General features: G+C 72.2%; 14 protein-coding genes. 10 read left to right on the top strand and 4 right to left on the bottom strand.

The window, feature by feature from the left end:
• Nucleotides 1–6: 6 nt before the first annotated feature.
• Nucleotides 7–948 carry a threonine/serine dehydratase gene (locus tag ACQP03_RS31065; RefSeq protein WP_433459375.1) on the top strand — a complete coding sequence of 314 codons (942 nt, stop codon included), beginning with the start codon at nucleotides 7–9 and terminating at the stop codon, nucleotides 946–948.
• Nucleotides 949–952: 4 nt separating this feature from the next.
• Here ACQP03_RS31065 and ACQP03_RS31060 read toward each other — a convergent pair whose 3' ends face one another.
• On the bottom strand, nucleotides 953–3,100 hold the full coding sequence (locus ACQP03_RS31060) for a tetratricopeptide repeat protein (protein ID WP_363661249.1): 2,148 nt from the start codon (nucleotides 3,098–3,100) through the stop codon (nucleotides 953–955).
• Nucleotides 3,101–3,384: 284 nt separating this feature from the next.
• On the opposite strand from ACQP03_RS31060, the gene ACQP03_RS31055 reads away from it, so the two are divergent.
• Nucleotides 3,385–3,876 (top strand): hypothetical protein, encoded by a 492-nt coding sequence (locus tag ACQP03_RS31055; RefSeq protein ID WP_357134400.1) that lies wholly within the window; start codon nucleotides 3,385–3,387, stop codon nucleotides 3,874–3,876.
• A gap of 69 nt (nucleotides 3,877–3,945) precedes the next feature.
• Here the strand turns inward: ACQP03_RS31055 and ACQP03_RS31050 are convergent, their stop codons facing one another.
• The gene (locus tag ACQP03_RS31050; RefSeq protein WP_433459372.1) at nucleotides 3,946–6,366 is read right to left on the bottom strand and encodes a M28 family peptidase; all 2,421 of its coding nucleotides are present in this window, start codon (nucleotides 6,364–6,366) and stop codon (nucleotides 3,946–3,948) included.
• A gap of 251 nt (nucleotides 6,367–6,617) precedes the next feature.
• On the opposite strand from ACQP03_RS31050, the gene ACQP03_RS31045 reads away from it, so the two are divergent.
• From ACQP03_RS31045 to ACQP03_RS31015, 7 genes are all read left to right on the top strand, one after another.
• A complete protein-coding gene (locus ACQP03_RS31045) occupies nucleotides 6,618–7,862 on the top strand; it encodes a PP2C family protein-serine/threonine phosphatase (RefSeq protein ID WP_357172283.1) in 1,245 nt (414 codons plus the stop codon).
• Between the two features lie 5 nt (nucleotides 7,863–7,867).
• Nucleotides 7,868–9,592 carry a sensor histidine kinase gene (locus ACQP03_RS31040; RefSeq protein ID WP_357134466.1) on the top strand — a complete coding sequence of 575 codons (1,725 nt, stop codon included), beginning with the start codon at nucleotides 7,868–7,870 and terminating at the stop codon, nucleotides 9,590–9,592.
• Complete coding sequence (locus ACQP03_RS31035; RefSeq protein ID WP_088950306.1) at nucleotides 9,589–10,041, top strand: response regulator; 453 nt, start codon at nucleotides 9,589–9,591, stop codon at nucleotides 10,039–10,041. The genes ACQP03_RS31040 and ACQP03_RS31035 overlap by 4 nt, the downstream gene beginning before the upstream one ends.
• Nucleotides 10,034–10,843, top strand: coding sequence for an inositol monophosphatase family protein (locus ACQP03_RS31030; RefSeq protein WP_357134394.1), 810 nt, complete (start codon nucleotides 10,034–10,036; stop codon nucleotides 10,841–10,843). The genes ACQP03_RS31035 and ACQP03_RS31030 overlap by 8 nt, the downstream gene beginning before the upstream one ends.
• Nucleotides 10,844–11,088: 245 nt before the next feature.
• Entirely contained in the window at nucleotides 11,089–12,060 is a 972-nt protein-coding gene (locus ACQP03_RS31025; RefSeq protein ID WP_396800288.1) for a coiled-coil domain-containing protein, read from the top strand.
• Between the two features lie 36 nt (nucleotides 12,061–12,096).
• Complete coding sequence (locus tag ACQP03_RS31020; protein WP_357134392.1) at nucleotides 12,097–13,650, top strand: fused MFS/spermidine synthase; 1,554 nt, start codon at nucleotides 12,097–12,099, stop codon at nucleotides 13,648–13,650.
• 71 nt (nucleotides 13,651–13,721) lie between these two features.
• On the top strand, nucleotides 13,722–15,362 hold the full coding sequence (locus ACQP03_RS31015) for a serine/threonine-protein kinase (RefSeq protein WP_357134390.1): 1,641 nt from the start codon (nucleotides 13,722–13,724) through the stop codon (nucleotides 15,360–15,362).
• 39 nt (nucleotides 15,363–15,401) lie between these two features.
• On the opposite strand, the gene ACQP03_RS31010 is transcribed toward ACQP03_RS31015, so the two are convergent.
• Together ACQP03_RS31010 and ACQP03_RS31005 are read right to left on the bottom strand one after the other, a co-directional pair.
• Nucleotides 15,402–16,070 carry a potassium channel family protein gene (locus ACQP03_RS31010; RefSeq protein ID WP_396832419.1) on the bottom strand — a complete coding sequence of 223 codons (669 nt, stop codon included), beginning with the start codon at nucleotides 16,068–16,070 and terminating at the stop codon, nucleotides 15,402–15,404.
• Between the two features lie 16 nt (nucleotides 16,071–16,086).
• Nucleotides 16,087–17,421, bottom strand: coding sequence for a TrkH family potassium uptake protein (locus ACQP03_RS31005; protein WP_357134389.1), 1,335 nt, complete (start codon nucleotides 17,419–17,421; stop codon nucleotides 16,087–16,089).
• Nucleotides 17,422–17,562: 141 nt separating this feature from the next.
• On the opposite strand from ACQP03_RS31005, the gene ACQP03_RS31000 reads away from it, so the two are divergent.
• On the top strand, nucleotides 17,563–18,675 hold the full coding sequence (locus tag ACQP03_RS31000) for a glycerophosphodiester phosphodiesterase (RefSeq protein WP_357172281.1): 1,113 nt from the start codon (nucleotides 17,563–17,565) through the stop codon (nucleotides 18,673–18,675).
• Nucleotides 18,676–18,787: the final 112 nt, after the last annotated feature.

The raw sequence follows: 18,787 nt of genomic DNA, 5'->3' as shown, positions 1-18,787 counted from the left end.
TTCCCCATGGTGGAAAGAAGCGACGTCGAGGCGGCTGCGGCGCGGGTCGAGGGGCGAGTCCGGGAGACGCCGGTCATCACGGTCGACGGCGCCGACCTGGGCGTCCCCGGGTTGCTCAGCCTCAAGCTGGAGCTGCACCAGCACACCGGTTCGTTCAAGCCGCGGGGAGCGTTCAACCGGATGCTCCAGGGGCCGCTGCCGTCGGCCGGGGTGATCGCCGCCTCGGGGGGCAACCACGGCCTCGCCGTCGCGTACGCGGCCCGTTCGCTGGGCGTGCCGGCGGAGGTCTTCGTGCCGGTCACCGCCTCGCCGGTCAAGGTGCAGCGGCTGGCCGGCCTGGGCGCGCAGGTACGGCAGGTGGGTCAGCACTACGCCGAGGCGTTGGCGGCCAGCACCGAGCGGGCCGCCGAGACCGGCGCGCTCGTGGTGCACGCCTACGACCAGCCGGAGGTGGTGGCCGGGCAGGGGACCGTGGGCCGGGAGTTGGAACGCCAGCTCGGCGGGGTCGACACCGTGCTGGTCGCGGTCGGTGGCGGTGGGCTGGTGTCCGGCATCGCCACCTGGTTCGACGGGTCGGTGCGTGTCGTCGCCGTCGAGCCGGAGCAGATCCCCACCCTGAACGCCGCCCTGAAGGCGGGCCGGCCCGTCGACATCGAGGTGGGCGGTATCGCCACGGACTCGCTGGGCGCCCGCCGGATCGGCGAGATCGCCTTCGACACGGCCCGTCGTACCGGTGTGGTCTCGGTGCTGGTACGCGACGACGACCTGACTCGCGCGCGTCGTCTGCTCTGGTCGGAGCTGCGGGTCGCCGCCGAGTTGGGCGGCTCCGCCGCGTTGGCCGCGCTGGTCGGCGGGGCGTACGTGCCCCGGGCGGGGGAGCGGGTCGCGGTGATCGTCTGCGGTGGCAACACCGACCCGAGCGACCTGGGCCCGTCAGCGCCCCACTGACTCCTCACCCGCCGTTGCGCAGGCGGCGCAGCGCATGTTCCACCTGGAGGGTGTCCAGGTGGAAGTCCCCGAGCAGCCGCCGTCGGTCGGCCAACAGGCGCTCGTACACGTCGATCGCCTCGTCGACCCTCCCGTCGAGCAGGAGCACCACGGCGAGGGTGGCCCGGATGGCGAGCACCTCGCTGCGGTCGGCGTGCCGGGGATCCACGGTGGCCAGGGTCGCCCGCAGCTCGGCCTCCGCCTCGGCGAGGCGGCCCTGCTCCTGCAGGCATCGGGCCAGCGTGTGCCGGGCCTGCCACGTTTCCGGCTGGTTCGACGGCCACCGCCGGTACCGAACCTCCAGGACCGCGTGCAGCATCTCCTCCGCCTCGGGGGCGCGGTGCTGGGCGAGGACGGCCAGCGCGAGGCTGTGCCGCACGACCATGGTCTCCCAGTGCTCGGGGCCGCGTACCTGTTGCTCCGCGGCGACGATCTGTCGTAGTTCCGACTCGGCCTCCGGCCACTGACGCTGCGCCATGATCGCCTTGGCGAGTTTGTGCCGGCTGGCGAGGGTGTCGGGGTCGCCGCTGCCCAGCACCCGGGTGCGGTCGGCGATCACGTCGCGCAGCACCCGGTCGGCCATCTCCGGCTGGTTACGCTCCAGCCAGGTGCGGCCCAGCTCGTGGCGCAGCGCCAGCACCTCGGGCCGGTCCAGCTCATGGTCGTACGCGGCGCAGCCGCGCACGATCGGGTCGAGGATGTCGAAGGCCGAACCGGGCAGGCCGACGGCGATGAGGTAGCGGGCGGTGAGCCGGGTCAGTTCCAGCGCCCGGCGTACCGTCTCGGGGTCGTGCTTGTGTTTCGGCGCCAGATATTCACGCACAGCCTCGACCAGGTGCGGCACGAGTACGTCCCAGTTCGACCAGACGGTCGGATCGTCCGGATTCTGGCCCTCGGTGGCGGCGAGCAGCAGCTTCATCACCACGCCGTGGTACTCGGCGATCTGCTCGCGGACCTCGTCGCGGTCGCGGAACATCGCGTGCACCAGCGGGTGCAGCGACAGCACGTGCGCGAACGCCGGGTCGGTGACGTCCTCCTGGACGTCGAAGTCGACCAGGGCGAGGTCGCCGATGCCCTCCAGCACCTTCACCCGCTGCCGGGCGGTCAGCCCTTCGAACAGGGGCGATCCGGCCAGGATGGCCGGCTTGAGGACCACCTCGTAGGGCACCGGGGAGATGCTCAGGCAGGCCAGCACGTTGAGCAGCGGCCGGCTCTGCTCGAGCCCGCGGCGGGCCAGCAGGTCCAGGGAGATGTCGTCGACCTCGCGGACGATCTCCAGGCCGAGTGATTCGTCGAGGTCGACGTCGGGGGCGTCGAGCGGCGCGCGGAAACGGCGTTCCACCGCCCGGCGGTAGTCGGCGAAGGTGGTGATGGTGGAGGAGCCGCGCCAGACCGGGCTGGCGTTGACCGACCGCAGGTAGTTGCCGGCGGCCCGCAGGGCCAGTGGCAACCCGCCCAGGTCGCGCGCCAGTTCACGGGCGTCGTCGAGGCCGCCGGCCTGCGCGCCGGCGCGGTCGATGAGCACCTGCGCCCCGGCATCGGCGTCGAGTGGACGCACCTGGTGCAGGGTCGACCAGGTGCCCCAGGTGGCCCGGTTGCCGTCCCGGGTGGTCACCAGGACCATGCCGTCCTCGGCTTCCGGCCTGCGCAGCCAACCGGTGCCGTCGGCGAGCACGCCGTCGGTGGGGCCGAGCGTGGCGGGCTCGTCCGCGCTGTCGAAGATCAGCAGCCACGGCTGTCGAGCGTGGTTGAGGTAGCGCCAGACCAGGTCGGTGGCGCTGATCATGCCGGACCAGGCCTGGTCGACCTGGCTCTCCGACGCGCCGAGCTGGCTGACCACCTCGCGCATCCCGGAGTTCAGCCGGCCGGCCTGCACCCACCAGACGGTACGGCCGTCCGCGCGGGCCCGACGCGCTATCTCCAGGGCCACGTGACTCTTGCCGGAGCCGCCCATGCCGCACAGGATGTGCACCGACGGCTCTTCCCCGTCGGTGTCCGCCGGATGCATGATCTCGTCGATCAGGTCGTCGCGGCCGTGCAGTGGGCTGTCCAGGCGCCCGAGTGGCGGGTCGACGGAGACGCGGCTCGGTCGGTCGTAGGCCGGCCGGCGCACGCCCGCATCCTCGGGTGGAACGTCCGCAGTCAATGCGGTCCCCCTTCGGTGGCGAAATTGCGGCGCGGCGGGTGGCAGAAGAGATCATGTCCACTGGATGGACATTCGGAGGGGTCGTCACCCGCCCTACGTCAACCGCAAGGGTATCCACCGCCGTACTGGGTTGCACACTCTCCGTTTAGGTCACCCGACCGACCGGAATCGACACCGCCATTTACAATTCGTCGGCCATTCGAACCGATCCGCCGTCCTCGGCGTTCGCGCGGGGCATCCACGATGGACGCATGAACTGGTTGCCGTACGACGATGTGGCCGACTGGGGTTCGGTGCCGGACTGGTTCGGCGCGCTCGGCTCGATCGCGAGTGTGCTCTTCGTGTACCTCGGTCTGCGTCGGGAGATCCGCGCCCGTCGCGTCGACGAGATGCGGGTCCGGGCCACCCAGGCCCGGCTGGTCTCCACGGTCACCGAGATCCGGGGCAACGCGGTGCTGCGGGTGACCGTGACCAACGAGAGTGACGCGCCGGTGCTCGATGTGACGGTACTGCCGCGACTGGTGCCGTCCGAGGATCCGGACGGCCCGCCCGTCGACCTCGCCGGCGCGAAACAGGTCGGACGCATTCACGGCCGGAAAAGCGCGGAACTGTTCGTCACGGTCGCTGCCGCGCGTCGGCTGCACGCGGCGACCGACAGCGTTCTGGTGGAGCTGACCTTCACCGATCACGACGGAAACCGGTGGCGGCGTATCGGCTCCGGTCAACCCGAACCGGTGAACTGACGGAAACACGATTCACAAACCGGTGGTTCGGCGACACGCATCGGCCGCCGAACCACCGGTTTGTCTTTCTCAGATCGGATATGTGCGGGCGACGGCCAGCATCTCGGAGCTGTGCGACCCCACGACACCGACGGCCGGCGGCCGGGGCCGGAAGCCGGGCAGCGCGTCCAGCCCGTCGCTGGCGTCCATCGCCCGCAGCGCCACCTGCGCGGCGATCGGTCGCAGCGTCAGCGTGACCTCGACGCCCTCCGGTGGCGGGGCGTGGAAGACCAGACCGAACCCCCACCTGCCCGCGCGCGGCTCCACCGGCGCCGCGCGCCCGGCGACCTCGGCGCGCAGCACGGTGGCGGTCGTCGTGTCGACGTGCAGGGTGGCGAGGCGGACCGCCCGCTGCGGAGTGAGGCGCAGCCGCAGCGTGCGTTCACCGCCGGCACTGGTGTCGGCCAGCACGTCGAGCTTCGGCGCCGGCAGGCTGGCCGCCTGGGCCGGGCCGACCCGCAGCTCACCGTCGCCGAGGCCGGGGAAGTCGTCCGCCACGCTGGCCACCCCGTCGACGTAGCCGTCCGTCCACGGCTGCGGGTCGGTCTCGTGGCTCAGCCAGCGGGCCTGCCCGGTGCCGGCGTCCATGGCGTACATCAGGTGGGTGGGCGCGGGATGGGCGGCGTCGAAGCGGTCCACGACCAGCCCGACCCCGGCGAGCACCACCGCCGCCACGGCGGCGGCGCCGGCCGGCAGCGCGGCGCGTCGCCGGGCCCGCAGCGCCAGTAGGCCGCGCTGCCCGCCGGCCTGCGGATGCAGCAGGTCGACCACCGGTAGCGCGGTCAGGCCGAGCAGCACCGCGACAAGCGCGGCCACCCCGCCCATCGCCATCCCCAGCGCGGGGAAGAGCAGTACCACCGTCGGCAGGAGGATCACGACGCCGACCGCGGCGGCGGCCGTCACCGCCACCACCGGCCACGGCCCGGTCTGCCGGGTGCGCAGCGCGACCAGGCCGCCGAGGGCGCCGGCCAGGGCCGGCAGGGTGGTCAGGTACGCCCCGCCGGGTACCGCCACGGCGAGCAGCACCCCGAGCAGGGCCAGCCAGGCCAGACCGCCCACGGCCAGCGCGGCCGGGCCGATCCGGCGGCGGGTCAGCGCGTACCAGGTGAAGACGATCGCGGTGGCGAGCGCCAGCAGGGCCAGCCGGTACCAGATCGGGCGGTACGGGTCGAGCAGCTCCGCGTAGCCCGGCCGGATCGTGGTGATCGCCAACCAGAGCAGTTGGGCGGCGACCGGCGCGGCCACGATCGGTACGAGGGCGAGGCCGAAACCGGCGACCAGTCGGCCGGTGCTGGCCCGTCCGCTGCGGCGGGTCAACCAACCCAGCGCCGCTACCGCGAGCACCGCGAGCAGGGCCAGCGGCAGGACGAGCCAGCCCGGGTAGCGGGCCAACCCGCCCGGCAGTGGGAAGTAGGTGGCGTCGTGCCCGGAGCGCAGGTCGGTCAGGTCGACCGCGCCGAACTCCCGGGCCAGGCCCAGCGCGTTGTCCCCGTGCTGCTGGAGGCTGCCCCGGTCCATGGCGGCCGGCGTGTCCAGCGGCGTGTGGTAGATCGCGCCGCCGTCGATGTAGGCCGAGTTCAACCCGACGAACTTCTGATCGAGGAAGGCGGTGAAGTCGGTGTCGTTGGGCAGCGCCCGATAGATCTCCACCGCGAACGAGGTGCCCACCGGGTGGGGTGCGGCCCGACCGAAGACGTCCACCAGCTTCGCGTTGTTCTTCGAGGTCTCGAACATGATCACCGGACCGGTGGAACCGCGCGCCTCAAGGTTGAGCACCACGCCGCCGTCGGCGGCGAGCGGGTTGCTCGCGGCGAACGCCGCCGCGCCGCAGAGGCACGCCTCCTCGGCGTCCGTCAGCACGAAGACGACGTCGTTGCGGGGCCGTGGGCCGGTGGACAGCGCGCGGGCCACCTCAAGGATGGCCGAGGTGCCGGCCGCGTCGTCGTTGCCGCCCGGTCCGGTCTGCACCGAGTCGTAGTGGGCGACCAGGAACACCCGGCCCGTCGGATCCGTCCCGGGCAGCCGGGCCACCACGTTGCGGACCCGGGCGAAGGTCGCGCCGCCGGCCGCCCCACTGAGCTGGCCGGCCTCCGGCGCGACGGTGTCCTGCACCTGCGTCTCCAGGCCCAGGCCGCGCAGCTTCTGCTCGACGTGCGCGCGAACCTGCTCGTTGGCGGGGCTGCCGGCGACGTGCGACCGGGCCGCGATCACCTGGACGTCCGCGTACGCCCGGGCGGCGCTGAACTCGCCCGTCGGCGCGTCCGCCGGCCGTGGCGCCGGGGTCCGCAGGTCGAGCAGGCTGCCGGCGCCGACGGCCGCCAGCGCGACCAGCGCCGCCGCGGCGGCCGCAAGGCGCCGTCGCGGTCGGGTCAGCGCGCGGTCGGCAGGGGGTACGCGCGGAGGTGCCTTGAGCGGTACGTCCGCCGTGACGGGGGTGGGGGGTGCGCCCATCCGAACTCCTCGAAGGTGGTGGGGCCTGGGGGTGGCACCATCCTGCCGGTCGGCGGGTGGGAGGGGGATGGCCGGGCGTACCCGGATCGTCGCGTCCGCTCGGTCCCCGATTCCCCCCGACGGCAGTGATCCTGCCCATCCCCGCCCCGTGCCGCGGCCATCGTGTTGTGTGCGACCGTTGTCTAATACAGGATCAGCAGGGCACTCGGAAGGAGCCCGACATCACCAGCGAACTCCCGCGTCTCGCGGCGGTGACCCGGCCCCACCGGGGAGGCGGCCTGGCCGGCTCCCCTGTCGTGCCGTACCCGCACGGCGGGCTGGCGCGGCACGGCAACCTGCCGCCCGGCGAGCGGCTGCGGGTGCTGCTGGTGGAGGACGACGAGGGCGACGCCTTCCTGGTCGGTGAGCTGCTCGCCGAGACGAACTCGATGATCGACCTGCTGGTCGCCACCAGCCTCCGGGAGGCACGGCAGCGGATCGGCGACGTGGACTGCGTCCTGCTCGACCTGGGCCTGCCGGACGCCCAGGGGCTGGACGGGCTGCGTCAGGTGCTGGAGATGTCCAGCGGCGCGGCGGTCTGCGTCCTGACCGGCCGTTCGGACGAGCACCTGGGCGTCGTGGCGGTCGCCGAGGGCGCACAGGACTACCTGGTCAAGGGCCAGGTGGACGGGGTGCTGCTGACCCGGGCGCTGCGCTACGCGGTCGAGCGTAAGCGCGCCGACGAGAACGCCCGCCGGCTGCGCGAGGTCGAGCTGCGCCAGGCCGAGTCGGCCCGCCTCGAACGCGGCCTGCTGCCGCAGCCGCTGATGACGACCGACCAGGTGGCGGTACACACCTTCTACCGGCCGGGCCGGCACGCCGCGCTGATCGGCGGGGACTTCTTCGACGTGGTGCAGACCCGTCCGGACCGGCTCGACCTGATCGTCGGGGACGTCTGCGGGCACGGGGTGGACGAGGCCGCGCTCGGTGTGGAACTGCGGGTGGCCTGGCGGGCCCTCGTGCTCGCCGGGGTGCCGGACGACGAGGTGCTGCCCGCCCTGGAACAGGTGCTGATGAGTGAGCGCCGCCTTCAGGAGATCTTCGCGACGGTGGCCACCACCCGACTCGACCTGGACGCCAACCGGGCCACCGTCCGACTCGCCGGGCACCCGCCGCCGCTGCTGCTCTCCGGCGGCCGGGTCGTCCCGGTGCCCGCCCCCGGCGGCCTGCTGCTGGGCGTACGACCCCGCCGGCCGATCGCCTTCGACCTGGAGTTCGACACCGATGACTGGTCCCTGCTGATGTACACGGACGGCCTGATCGAGGGACGGGTGGGCACGGGCAACGAACGGCTCGACGTGCCGGGCCTGAGTGGGCTGCTCGACGAGCCCGCCAACCGGGAGGTGTCGCTGCCCGAGCTGCCCGCCTGGCTGGTGGGCCGGGCCGAGCAGATCAACGGTGGTCCGCTCGCCGACGACGTGGCGATGCTGCTGGTCAGCCGCGGTGGTGGCCGGTGACGCCGATGGTCGGCGGCTGGAGTCTGCGCCGCCGGGTCATCACGCTGCTCACCGTTGTGGGTGTGCTGCTGATCGGTCTGGCCGTCGCGGAGGCGGCCATGGCCGCCCGCAACCGCACCCAGATCGACGCGATCCTGAACCAGACCGGGCCGCTGCGGGTGCAGTCGCAGGAACTGCTCAACGCGGTGCTCGACCAGGAGACGGCGGTGCGCGGGTACGCGGTCAGCGGTGACCCGGCCGACCTGGGTCCGTACGACGCGGGCCTCGAACAGGAGAAGGTCACCGTCGCCGGGATGCGGGCCCTGCTGCACGACTACCCGCAGATCGGTCAGGAGCTGCGGACCGTTGAGGAGCGTTCGGCGCAGTGGCGGGAGACCGTCGCCGAGCCGGTGATCACCACGACGGAGCGCGAGGGCACCCGGGCCGGTCAGGCGCTCGTCACCGAGCAGGCCCGGCAGCGGTTCGACCAGGTCAGGTCGGCCGTCGACGACCTGCAGAAGGAGATCCTGGACGCTCGGGAGCAGTCCGCCGCGGACGTCCGCAACAGCAGCAACGTGCTCGTCGTACTGCTGATCATTGCGGCCCTGGTGGTCGTCGTGGCCGGCGCGGTGCTGCTGCTCTCGCTGGACCGGATGGTGGTCCGGCCCCTGACCGGCCTCGCCGACCAGGTTCGCGAGGTCGCCGCGGGCGACTACCAGCACCGCGTCGCCACCGTCGGCCCACCGGAGTTCATCCAGCTCGGCGACGACGTGGACGCGATGCGCCAGAAGATCGCCTCCGACCTGGCCGAGGTGCGGGAGGCCCGCGAACGCATCGAGTGGGTCAACAGCCAGCTCCAGAAGCAGGCCGAGGAGCTGACCCGGTCCAACCGTGACCTGGAGCAGTTCGCGTACGTGGCGTCCCACGACCTGCAGGAGCCGCTGCGCAAGGTGGCCAGCTTCTGCCAGTTGCTCCAGCGCCGCTACGCCGGGCAGCTCGACGAGCGGGCCGACCAGTACATCGCCTTCGCGGTGGACGGCGCGCAGCGGATGCAGCGACTGATCAACGACCTGCTCGCGTTCTCCCGGATCGGCCGGCTCACCACCGGCTTCGTGGACGTCGACCTGAACAAGGTGATGGGCGACGTGGCCGGCCAGACCGAGGCTGCCCGGCAGTACGCGGACGCGGAGCTGACCTGGACCGGGTTGCCGGTGATCCGTGGCGAGGAGCCGCTGCTCACGAACCTGCTGGCCAACCTGGTCAGCAACTCGATCAAGTTCCGCCGTCCGGACCTGCCGCCGAAGGTGCACATCTCGGCTCGGTTGGTCGACGCCGAGTGGGAGATCAGCTGCCAGGACAACGGCATCGGCATCGAGCCCGAGTTCGCCGACAAGATCTTCGTGATCTTCCAGCGGCTGCACTCGAAGGACGCGTACCCGGGCACCGGCATCGGGTTGGCGATCGTCAAGAAGATCGTGGAATATCACGGCGGGCGGGTGTGGGTGGACACCGACGTGCCGGAGGGCACCGCCATCCGGTTCACGCTCCCGGCGCGTCCGGAGGACGTGGAGGCGGCTGCCGCCGGCGAACCGGTCGAGGAACCGCAGGACGGCTCGGCGGGCGACGTGACGCCCGCGGACGGGGCTTCTCCCGCGCTGTCGGAGCACTCCGCCGGGGCGGACCAGCCGGACCGGGCCGACGGGCCGCCGGAAGGCGGTAGAACGGGTGACATGAGGGAGACGGTGGGATGACCGCGCCGGCGGACGGCAAGAGCCCGATCGAGGTCCTGCTGGTCGAGGACGACCCGGGTGACGTGTTGATGACCCAGGAGGCGTTCGAGGAGCACAAGCTGCGCAACCGGCTGACCGTCGTCTCCGACGGTGCCGAGGCGCTGGCCTACCTGCGGCGCGAGGGTCAGTACGCGGACGCCGTGGCGCCCGACCTGATCCTGCTCGACCTCAACCTGCCGCGCCGGGACGGGCGGGAGGTGCTGGAAGAGATCAAAAAGGACGAGGAACTGCGCCGGATCCCGGTGGTCGTCCTCACCACCTCCCAGGCCGACGAGGACATCCTGCGCAGCTACCAGCTGCACGCCAACGCCTACGTGACCAAGCCGGTCGACTTCGAGCGCTTCATCTCGGTGGTCCGGCAGATCGACGAGTTCTTCGTCAGCGTGGTCAAGTTGCCGCCGCGTGGCTGACACCCTGCTCGACGACGTCGGCGACCTCCTCTCGGAGGCCGCCGACCAGGTCGTGCTGCCGCTGTTCCGCAAGCTCGACGACGACGACGTGTCGGAGAAGGCGCCCGGCGAGGTGGTCACCGTCGCCGACCGTCGCGCCGAGGAGCTGATCTCCGCCGGGCTGCGTCGGCTTCGGCCGGGCTCGGTGGTGGTGGGTGAGGAGGGCGTCGCCGACGACCCGGAGCTGCTGGGCCACCTGCGCGACACCGGGGACGTGTGGCTGGTCGACCCGGTCGACGGCACGGCCAACTTCGCCGCCGGCCGCCGACCGTTCGCCCTGATGGTCGCCCTGCTGACCGACGGGCGGCCGAAGGCGGGCTGGATCCTCGACCCGATGGCGGGGACGCTTGCCGCCGGCCTTGCCGACGAGGGCACCCTGCTCAACGGCCAGCCGGTCGGCACCGCCGACGTCGTGCCGTCCCTGGGCGACATTCGCGGCGTGGCGATGACGCATTTCCTGCCGCCGGAGGCCCGCGACCGGGTCCGTGCCGGTGGTCGACGGCTCGGCGAGCTGCTGCCCGGCCAGCACTGCGCCGGCCGGGAGTACCTGGACATCCTCACCGGCGAGCAGCAGTTCGCCCTCTTCTGGCGCACCCTGCCCTGGGACCATGCCCCGGGCAGCCTGCTGGTGCGCGCGGCCGGTGGCGTGGCGCGCCGGTTCGACGGCGTGGACTACCACCCGGCCGACGAGGGTCGCGGGTTGCTCGTCGCGGCCAACGAACAGGTCTGGGCCCAGGTCCACGAGGCGTTGCTCAGCTCCTGAACCGGAGCCCTCGCGTGCGGCGCGCTACGACGCCGGCACGCTGCGTCGACACCGGGGCCGGTGGGCGGTCGCGGGACTGGTCACCGGCGCGCGTTCCGGTATCGTGACCGGCGGTCTCCGCCAGCAGGCCGCCGCCCGGCGCCGGCGGGGACGCCGCCGCGCAGAGTTCACCGGGGGCCGGCGGTCGACGGAAGGACGCTTTCGTGCCCACCACCAGGCTCAGTCAGCCGCGCGTTCGCCGCGTACTGCTCCCTCTGCTCGCCGCCCTGGCACTGGTGCTCGCTCCAGGTGTGCCCGCATCGGCGGAGCCGGACGAGGGCGGCACCAAGAAGTTGCGGGACGCGCTGGAACTGACCGCCAAGGGCCACATCGAGGCCAAGGCCAAGCTGGACAACTCCAAGCGGCGGCAGACGGCGTTGAACGGCGAGCTGAAGGCCGTCGAGGTTCGCCTGGTCGGGTTGACCGCCCAGGTCGGCGAGGTGGCCGCGCAGTCGTACCGGGCGGGTCGGCTCACCCCGACGGCGATGCTGCTCAACACGGCGACTCCGCAGGCGTTCCTGCAACGGGCGGCCGACCTGGACCTGATGGCCCAGCGGGACAGCAAGCGGTTGCGTGATCTCACCGAGGCCCGGCAGCAGGCCCAACAGGCCAAGATCGCCATCGACACCGAGGTCCGTGAGCAGCAGAAGCAACTCGCCGTCATGGCCAAGAAGAAGAAGGAGGCCGAGGCGGCGCTGGCCGAGGTCAGCTCGGGCGGCAGCAGCGGGTTCAGCGGCGGCAGCTCGTCCTCGGCAAAGCCGGCGCCACGGAACTCCGACGGCTCGTGGCCGTCGGAGTCCTGCTCGGTGAAGGACCCGACGACCTCGGGATGCATCACCCCGCGCACCCTGCACGCGCTCAAGGAGACCCAGGCGGCCGGCTACAAGCGGCACGTCTCCTGCAAGCGCAGCGGTGGCGGTGGCGAGCATCCGAAGGGTCGGGCCTGCGACTTCTCGGCCGCCACGAACGGCTTCGAGGACAAGAACGCGACCGGCGGCGACAAGGCGTACGGGGACAGCCTGGCCGCCTGGCACGTCCGCAACGCCGAGCGTCTGGGTGTGCTCTACGTGATCTGGTACCGGCAGATCTGGCATCCCGGCACCGGGTGGCGTGCCTACAGTGGCAGCGGCAGTCCCGCCGCATCGCACACGAACCATGTTCATCTCTCGATGTACTGACCCGGAGCGGCAGCTTCGCTGCGTACCATCGCGACGATGAGTTTCCCATCGTCCGACGTAGCGGCTCCCGAAGCTCCGCCCGTGCCGGTCACCGGCGGGGCGCTGCCCAACGGCCTGGCCGCCTTCCTGGTCTTCTTCGCCAGCGGTGCTGTGCTGGTGCTGGAGACGGTCGCGCTGCGCCTGGTCGGCCCGTACGTCGGAGTGACCCTCCAGGTGACCAGTTCGGTCATCGGCATCGCGCTCGCCGCGATCGCCTACGGCGCGTGGTCCGGCGGCTGGTTGGCCGACCGGCGCGACCCGCGCGGCCTGCTGGCACCCGCCCTGGTGCTGGCCGGGATCGCCACCGCGATCACCCTGCCCGTGGTGCGCTACGCCGGCGAGGTGCTCCGTGGCGGGGCGGCCAGCGCCATCCTGCTGCTCGTGGCACTCGCCGTGTTCGTGCCGGCGGCGCTGCTGGCGGCGGTCACCCCGCTGGTGGTGAAGCTCCAGCTCGCCGACCTGCGCCGGACCGGCCAGGTGGTCGGCCGGCTGTCCGGCATCGGCACCCTGGGCGGCATCACCGCCACCCTGCTCACCGGCTTCGTGCTGGTCGCCGCGCTGCCCAGCACGGTCATCCTGCTGGCGCTGGCGATCTCCCTCGGCCTGGTCGGTATCGGTCTCGGCTGGTACCTGCGCCGTCAGACGCGTACCGACCTGCCGGGTCGGGCCCGGGCCCGCGCAGCGCTGGCCGTCCTCGGCCTGCTCGGGGCGGGACTGAGCACCATCGCGCCGAACCCGTGCGACATCGAGACGGCGTACCACTGCGCCCGTGTCACCACCGACCCGAACCGGCCCAGCGGCCGGATGCTGCTGCTCAACTCCGCCCAGCACTCGTACGTCGATCTGGCCGACCCGAGGCACCTGGAGTACGCGTACACGAAGTGGATCGGCGCGGTCGCCGACGTGGCCGCGCCGGCCGGGCAGCGGTTGGACGCCCTGCACCTGGGCGGCGGCGGCTTCACCGTGCCGACGTACCTGACCGCCACCCGGCCGGGCACCGACAACGTGGTGTTCGAGATCGACGGTGGCCTGGTCGAGCTGGGCGAACGGGAACTCGGCGTACGCCCGGGCCCAGGGCTGCGGACGGTCGTGGGCGACGCCCGGATGCTGGTCGCCGACGAGCCGGCGGACAGCCGCGACCTCGTCGTCGGCGACGCGTTCGGCCACCTGGTGGTGCCCTGGCACCTGGCGACCCGGGAGATGGCCGCCGAGATCCGGCGGGTGACCCGCCCCGGCGGGGTGTACGTGCAGAACGTCATCGACTACCCGCCGCTGCGGTTCATCCGCGCCGAGCTGGCGACGGTCGCCGCCGAGTTCACGAACATCGCGCTGATCGCCCCGCCGGAGGCGCTCGCCGAACAGCGGGGCAGCAACTTCCTCATCGTCGCCTCCGACGCGCCGCTGCCGCTGGCCGCCGTCCGCGCCCGCCTCGACGTGGTCGACGCGAGCGTCAGCCTGCTCTCCGGCGCGGACCTCACGGATTTCGTCGGCACGGCGATGGTGCTGACCGACGACTACGCGCCGGTGGACCAACTGCTGGCGACCGCCTGATCGGGTGATATTCCTGACCGATTCCGATCCTTCAGGTGTAGAGCGGTCCGTGGTGGGCAACAACGGCCACCATGGGCGGTGGGGACCGTAACGGCGCGCAACTCCTCGACGAGCGGTATCGGCTCGTCGAGCAGCTCGGCGCGGGTGGCATGTCGGTGGTCTGGCGCGGTTACGACGAGGTGCTGGGTCGCCAGGTCGCGGTGAAGGTGTTGGCGTCACGGCTGGCCACCGACCGGGCCTTCCGGCACCGCATCCGCGTCGAGGCGCAGGCCGCCGCGCGGCTCTGCCATCCCAACATCACCAACGTGTACGACTACGGCGAGTCCCACCAGGTCGGCCTGACCGTGCCGTACGTCGTGATGGAACTGGTCGACGGCGGTTCGCTGGCGACCCGGCTCGGCCGCGAACTGCGGCTGCCGTGGCGTGAGGCGGTGACGATCGGCGCGGAGGTCAGCTCCGCGCTGGCCACCGCGCACAGCCGTGGGGTCGTGCACCGCGACGTCACCCCGGGCAACGTCATGCTCACCCCGACCGGGGTGAAGGTGGTCGACTTCGGGATCTCCGCGCTGGTGGGCGAGAGCGAGAAGGGGCCGGACGGCGCGTTGCTGGGCACGCCCGCGTACCTCGCGCCGGAGCGGCTGGACAACGGCCAGGTGTCCCCGGCCACCGACGTGTACGCCGTGGGGCTGCTGCTCTACCGGATGCTCACCGGTCGGTTGCCGTGGGAGGCGACCACGACCACCCAGATGCTGCGGGCACACATGTACAACGACCCGGAGCCGATGCCGCCGGTGCCCGGGCTGCCCGACGAGGTGACCGACCTGGTCCGGCGCTGCCTCGCCAAGCGTCCCGCCGACCGGCCGGCCACCGCCGAGCTGGCCCGGACCCTCGCCGAGGCGGCCGGAATGCTGGCGGCGGTACCGGTCTCACCGGCGGGCGGTCCGCTGGACCCCGCCGCGCTGGCCAACGCGGGCACCACGATCCTGCCCTGGTCGGCGGAGACGGACGCTCTTCCGCTGTCGCGGACCCGGCGAGGCCGCATCCGGCAGGCGAACCGGCGTCGGCGGGTGGAGGCCGGGGTAGCAGCCGTCGGGTTGATCGCGGTCACCGGGGCGATGTGGGGGCTCACCTCCCGCAGCCCGGCCAGCGGCCAGGACCGGCCCACCACCGAGGCGCGGATGGGTCTGCCGGAGAAGGCGCCCTGCGAGGTGGCGTACGCGCTGCGCACCGACTCCGGCAAGGACTTCACCGCGGAACTGACCCTGACCAACACCGGCGACCGGGCGCTGAGCGACTGGACGATGAGCTTCACGTTCCCCGGCCAGCAGAAGGTGACCAAGGCCGAGCCCGCCCCGGCGCAGCAGCAGGGCGGCGCGGTGCAGATTCGCCCCGCGGCGCAGGGCAAGACGCTGGCGCCCGGCGCGGCCGAGAAGCTGACCCTGGCCGGTACGTACACCGGGGCGAACCCGCTGCCGGTGGAGTTCCGGCTCGGCGACGCGACCTGCGGGGTACGCGTCTCCGGGGTGGCCGGGTCGGTCCCGTCCACCGCCCCGGCCGTCAAGGTCGCCCCGACCAAGGCCGCACCGAAGAAGACGACGAAGACCACCACCAAGGTCGCTCCGAAGGCACCCGCGCCACCGAAGGCACCCGAGCAGCCGAAGGCGCCGAAGGCGAACAAGGGCAAGGGGCCGGGTGGTCCGGGAAAAGGGTGACAGCGCCTGAGGGGCACGCGCGCCACCCGAAGTGAGGTGTCAGCGCCGCCCCGCGAACCGCTGCACCTGGTCTATCCCGCCCTCCACGACAAGTACTCCGCCGTCCACGAGCGCCGTGTCGTCCGAGGCGTACCGGAAACGCTCGCCCGGCACCTTCGCGCCGATCACCCGGACCCCGTCGCGCTCGTGCGGACGCAGGTCGTGCAGTGTCCGACCGACCAGGGACGGCGGAACCCGGACGGTGGCGATCGCGAAGTCGTCGTCGAACTCGATGAAATCGAGCAGCCGACTGACGATCAGGTGCGCCACCCGGTCACCGGTCTCCGCCTCCGGGAAGATCACATGGTGCGCGCCGACGGACGACAGGATCTTGGCGTGCTTCTGCGACGTGGCGCGGGCCCAGATCTGCGGCAGACCCAGCTCGACAAGCGCCAGCACGGTGAGCACGCTCGCCTCCACCGACGCCCCGATGGCCACCACGGCCCGACCGAAACTCGCGACGCCGAGCTGCCGCAACGCCCCCTCCTCCGTCGCGTCCGCCTGCACCACCCGGTCGAGCTGGGCCGAGAAGCGCTGCACCTGGTCCGGATTGCGGTCGACGGCCAACACCTCGCGTTCCATCCGGGCGAGGGACCCGGCCAGGTGACAGCCGAACCGGCCCAGCCCGATCACGACGACGCCACCGCCGTCCGCTCGTCTCGTCGACACCTCGACCTCCTCGTCGCTAGCCGACAATCGGCTGTTCCTGGGGATAGCGGTAGAGCCGGCGTCGGGTGTTCAAGGCGATCGCCGACCCGAGGGTGAGCGGCCCGACCCGACCGATGAACATCAACACCGTCAGCACCACCTGACCACTGCTCGGCAGTTCGCCGGCCAGGCCGATGGTCAGCCCGGTGGTGCTGAACGCGGACGTGACCTCGAACAGCACCGCGACGAACCGCACGCCCTCGGTGAGCAGCAGCAGGAGCATCGTCCCGGCGGTGACCAGCGCGACGCTCAGCAGAGCGACGGTGACGGCCTGCCGTTGGCTGGCGGTGGCCACCCGGCGGTGCCCGACCGTCACATCGGGCTCCCCGCGCAGCTCCGCCCAGATGGTGAACGCCAGCAGGAAGAACGTGGACACCTTGATGCCGCCGGCCGTGCTGGCGCTCCCGCCACCGATGAACATCAGGACGATGAGCAGCGGGTAGCTCTCCTCCTGCAGGTCGGCGATGTGCAGGACACTGAACCCGCCCGTCCGGCTCAACGCGATCTGCGTGAACGACGCGAGCGTCTTCCCGGCGGCGTCGTACGGGCCGATGGTGCTGGCGTTGGTCCACTCGGCGGCGAGCAGACCGACGAAGCCGAGCAGCAGCAGCGCCACGCTGCCCCAGATCGTCAGCTTGGTCGCGACCGCCCAGCCCGCCGGCCTGCGCCACTCGCGCACCGCCTCGAACAGGGCGGGGAACCCGAGACCGCCGACGATGGCGCCGAACGCCAACGGCAGCGACACCCACGGATCACGGTCGAAGGCCAGCAGGCCGTCCGAGTAGAGCGCGAACCCACCGTTGTTGAACGCCTGGACGGAGTGGAACACCCCCGACCAGAGGGCCCGGCCGGGCGGGTAGTCGTACGCCCACCAGAGGCGGCCGGCGACCAGCGCCGTCATCACCGCCTCGCAGGCGAAGACGGTCGCCGCGATCCGGCTCAGCAGCCGGGTCACGTCTCCAACGCCGAACTCCGCCGTCTCGGCCTGCACCAGCAGCCGGTTGCGCAGGCCGAGCTGACGGGAGACCACCAGGATGACAAGCGCCGCGACGGTGAGGATGCCGAGACCGCCGAGCTGCGTGAGCAGGGTGATCACCAACAGGCCGCCGCCGGACCAGTAGTTCGGGGTGTCGGTGACCACCATGCCGGTGACGGACACCGCCGAGGTGGCGGTGAACAGCGCGGTGACCAGGGGCGGTCGCTGGTGCTGGACGGTCGACCAGCGCGTCATCAGCAGCCCGGTGCCGAGCAGGATCGGCACCAGGAACCCCAACGGCACGAGCCGCACGGGGTTGCGGAGTAACCGACGCACCAGACAATCTTCCTTTTCCGTACGACCGCCGGAGTCGGAACGCCCATTCCGGAGGTTCACCTGCCGGCCAGACATCGACCAACTCCCGGCCAATCGCACCGGGTCTGCTGTCTGCGACACCCTCGATGACAGGAGACGGCGTTGCGACGTACCCTCTCGACCCTCGGTGTGGCCGGCGCGCTGCTCGCCGCCGCCGTGGCCGTGCCCACCATGGCCGCCGCCGGCCCCTCGTCCGACGCGGACCGCGCCCGGCCCACCGACCGGCCGATCGTCATCGGTCACCGTGGGGCCAGCGGTTACCGGCCGGAGCACACCCTTGAGGCGTACCGGCTGGCGATCCGGATGGGGGCCGACTACATCGAGCCGGACCTGGTGTCCACCTCCGACGGCGTGCTGGTCGCCCGGCACGAGAACGAAATCTCCGGCACCACCGACGTCGCGGCCCACCCGGAGTTCGCGGCCCGCAAGGCGACGAAGACCATCGACGGCGTCGCCGTGACCGGCTGGTTCACCGAGGACTTCACCCTCGCCGAGCTGAAGACGCTGCGAGCCAAGGAGCGGCTGCCGCAGGTACGCGTGGCGAACACCGCCTTCGACGGCCGATTCGAGGTGCCCACCCTCCAGGAGGTCATCGACCTCGCCCGGACCGAGGGGCGGGCACGGGGCCGCACCATCGGCATCTACCCGGAGACCAAGCACCCGAGCTACTTCACGTCCATCGGCAAGCCGCTGGAGGAGCCGCTGCTGGCGGTGCTGCGGCAGAACAAGCTGGACCGGAAGAACTCGCCGGTCTTCATCCAGTCGTTCGAGACGGCCAACCTGCGCCGCCTGAGCCGGCTGACCGAGGTGAAGCTGATCCAGCTCCTCGACGCGACCGGCCGCCCGTACGACTTCACCGCCGCCGGTGACACCCGCACCTACCAGGACCTCGCCACAGCCGCCGGCCTGAAGTGGATCGCCGGGTACGCCGACGGCATCGGCGCGAACAAGAACCTGATCGTGCCCCGCGACGCCGCCGGCAACCTGCTCGCCCCGACGAACATGGTCCGGGACGCGCACCGCGAACGGCTGCTCGTGCACTCGTGGACGTTCCGCGCGGAGAACCAGTTCCTCCCCGTCGACTTCCGCATCGGCACCGACCCGAACGCGCGCGGCGACATCACGGCCGAGTACGAACTGTTCTTCGGCCTCGGGTTGGACGGCGTCTTCAGCGACCACCCGGACACGGCGGTCGCCGCCCGCGCCGGCCGCTGACCCCGCCGACACCGCCCCGGGCCGCTGATCCACCGCTGGTCCTCGGCCCGCCCGTTGGCCCGCCGCTGGTCCTCGGCCCGCCCGTTGGCCCGCCGCTGGTCCTCGGCCCGGA

The organism is Micromonospora sp. CA-248212, assembly GCF_050948405.1.
Taxonomy (GTDB): Bacteria; Actinomycetota; Actinomycetes; order Mycobacteriales; family Micromonosporaceae; genus Micromonospora.
The sequence above is the reverse complement of the archived record's forward strand: the minus strand, read 5'-3'. Positions and strand labels throughout refer to the sequence as shown.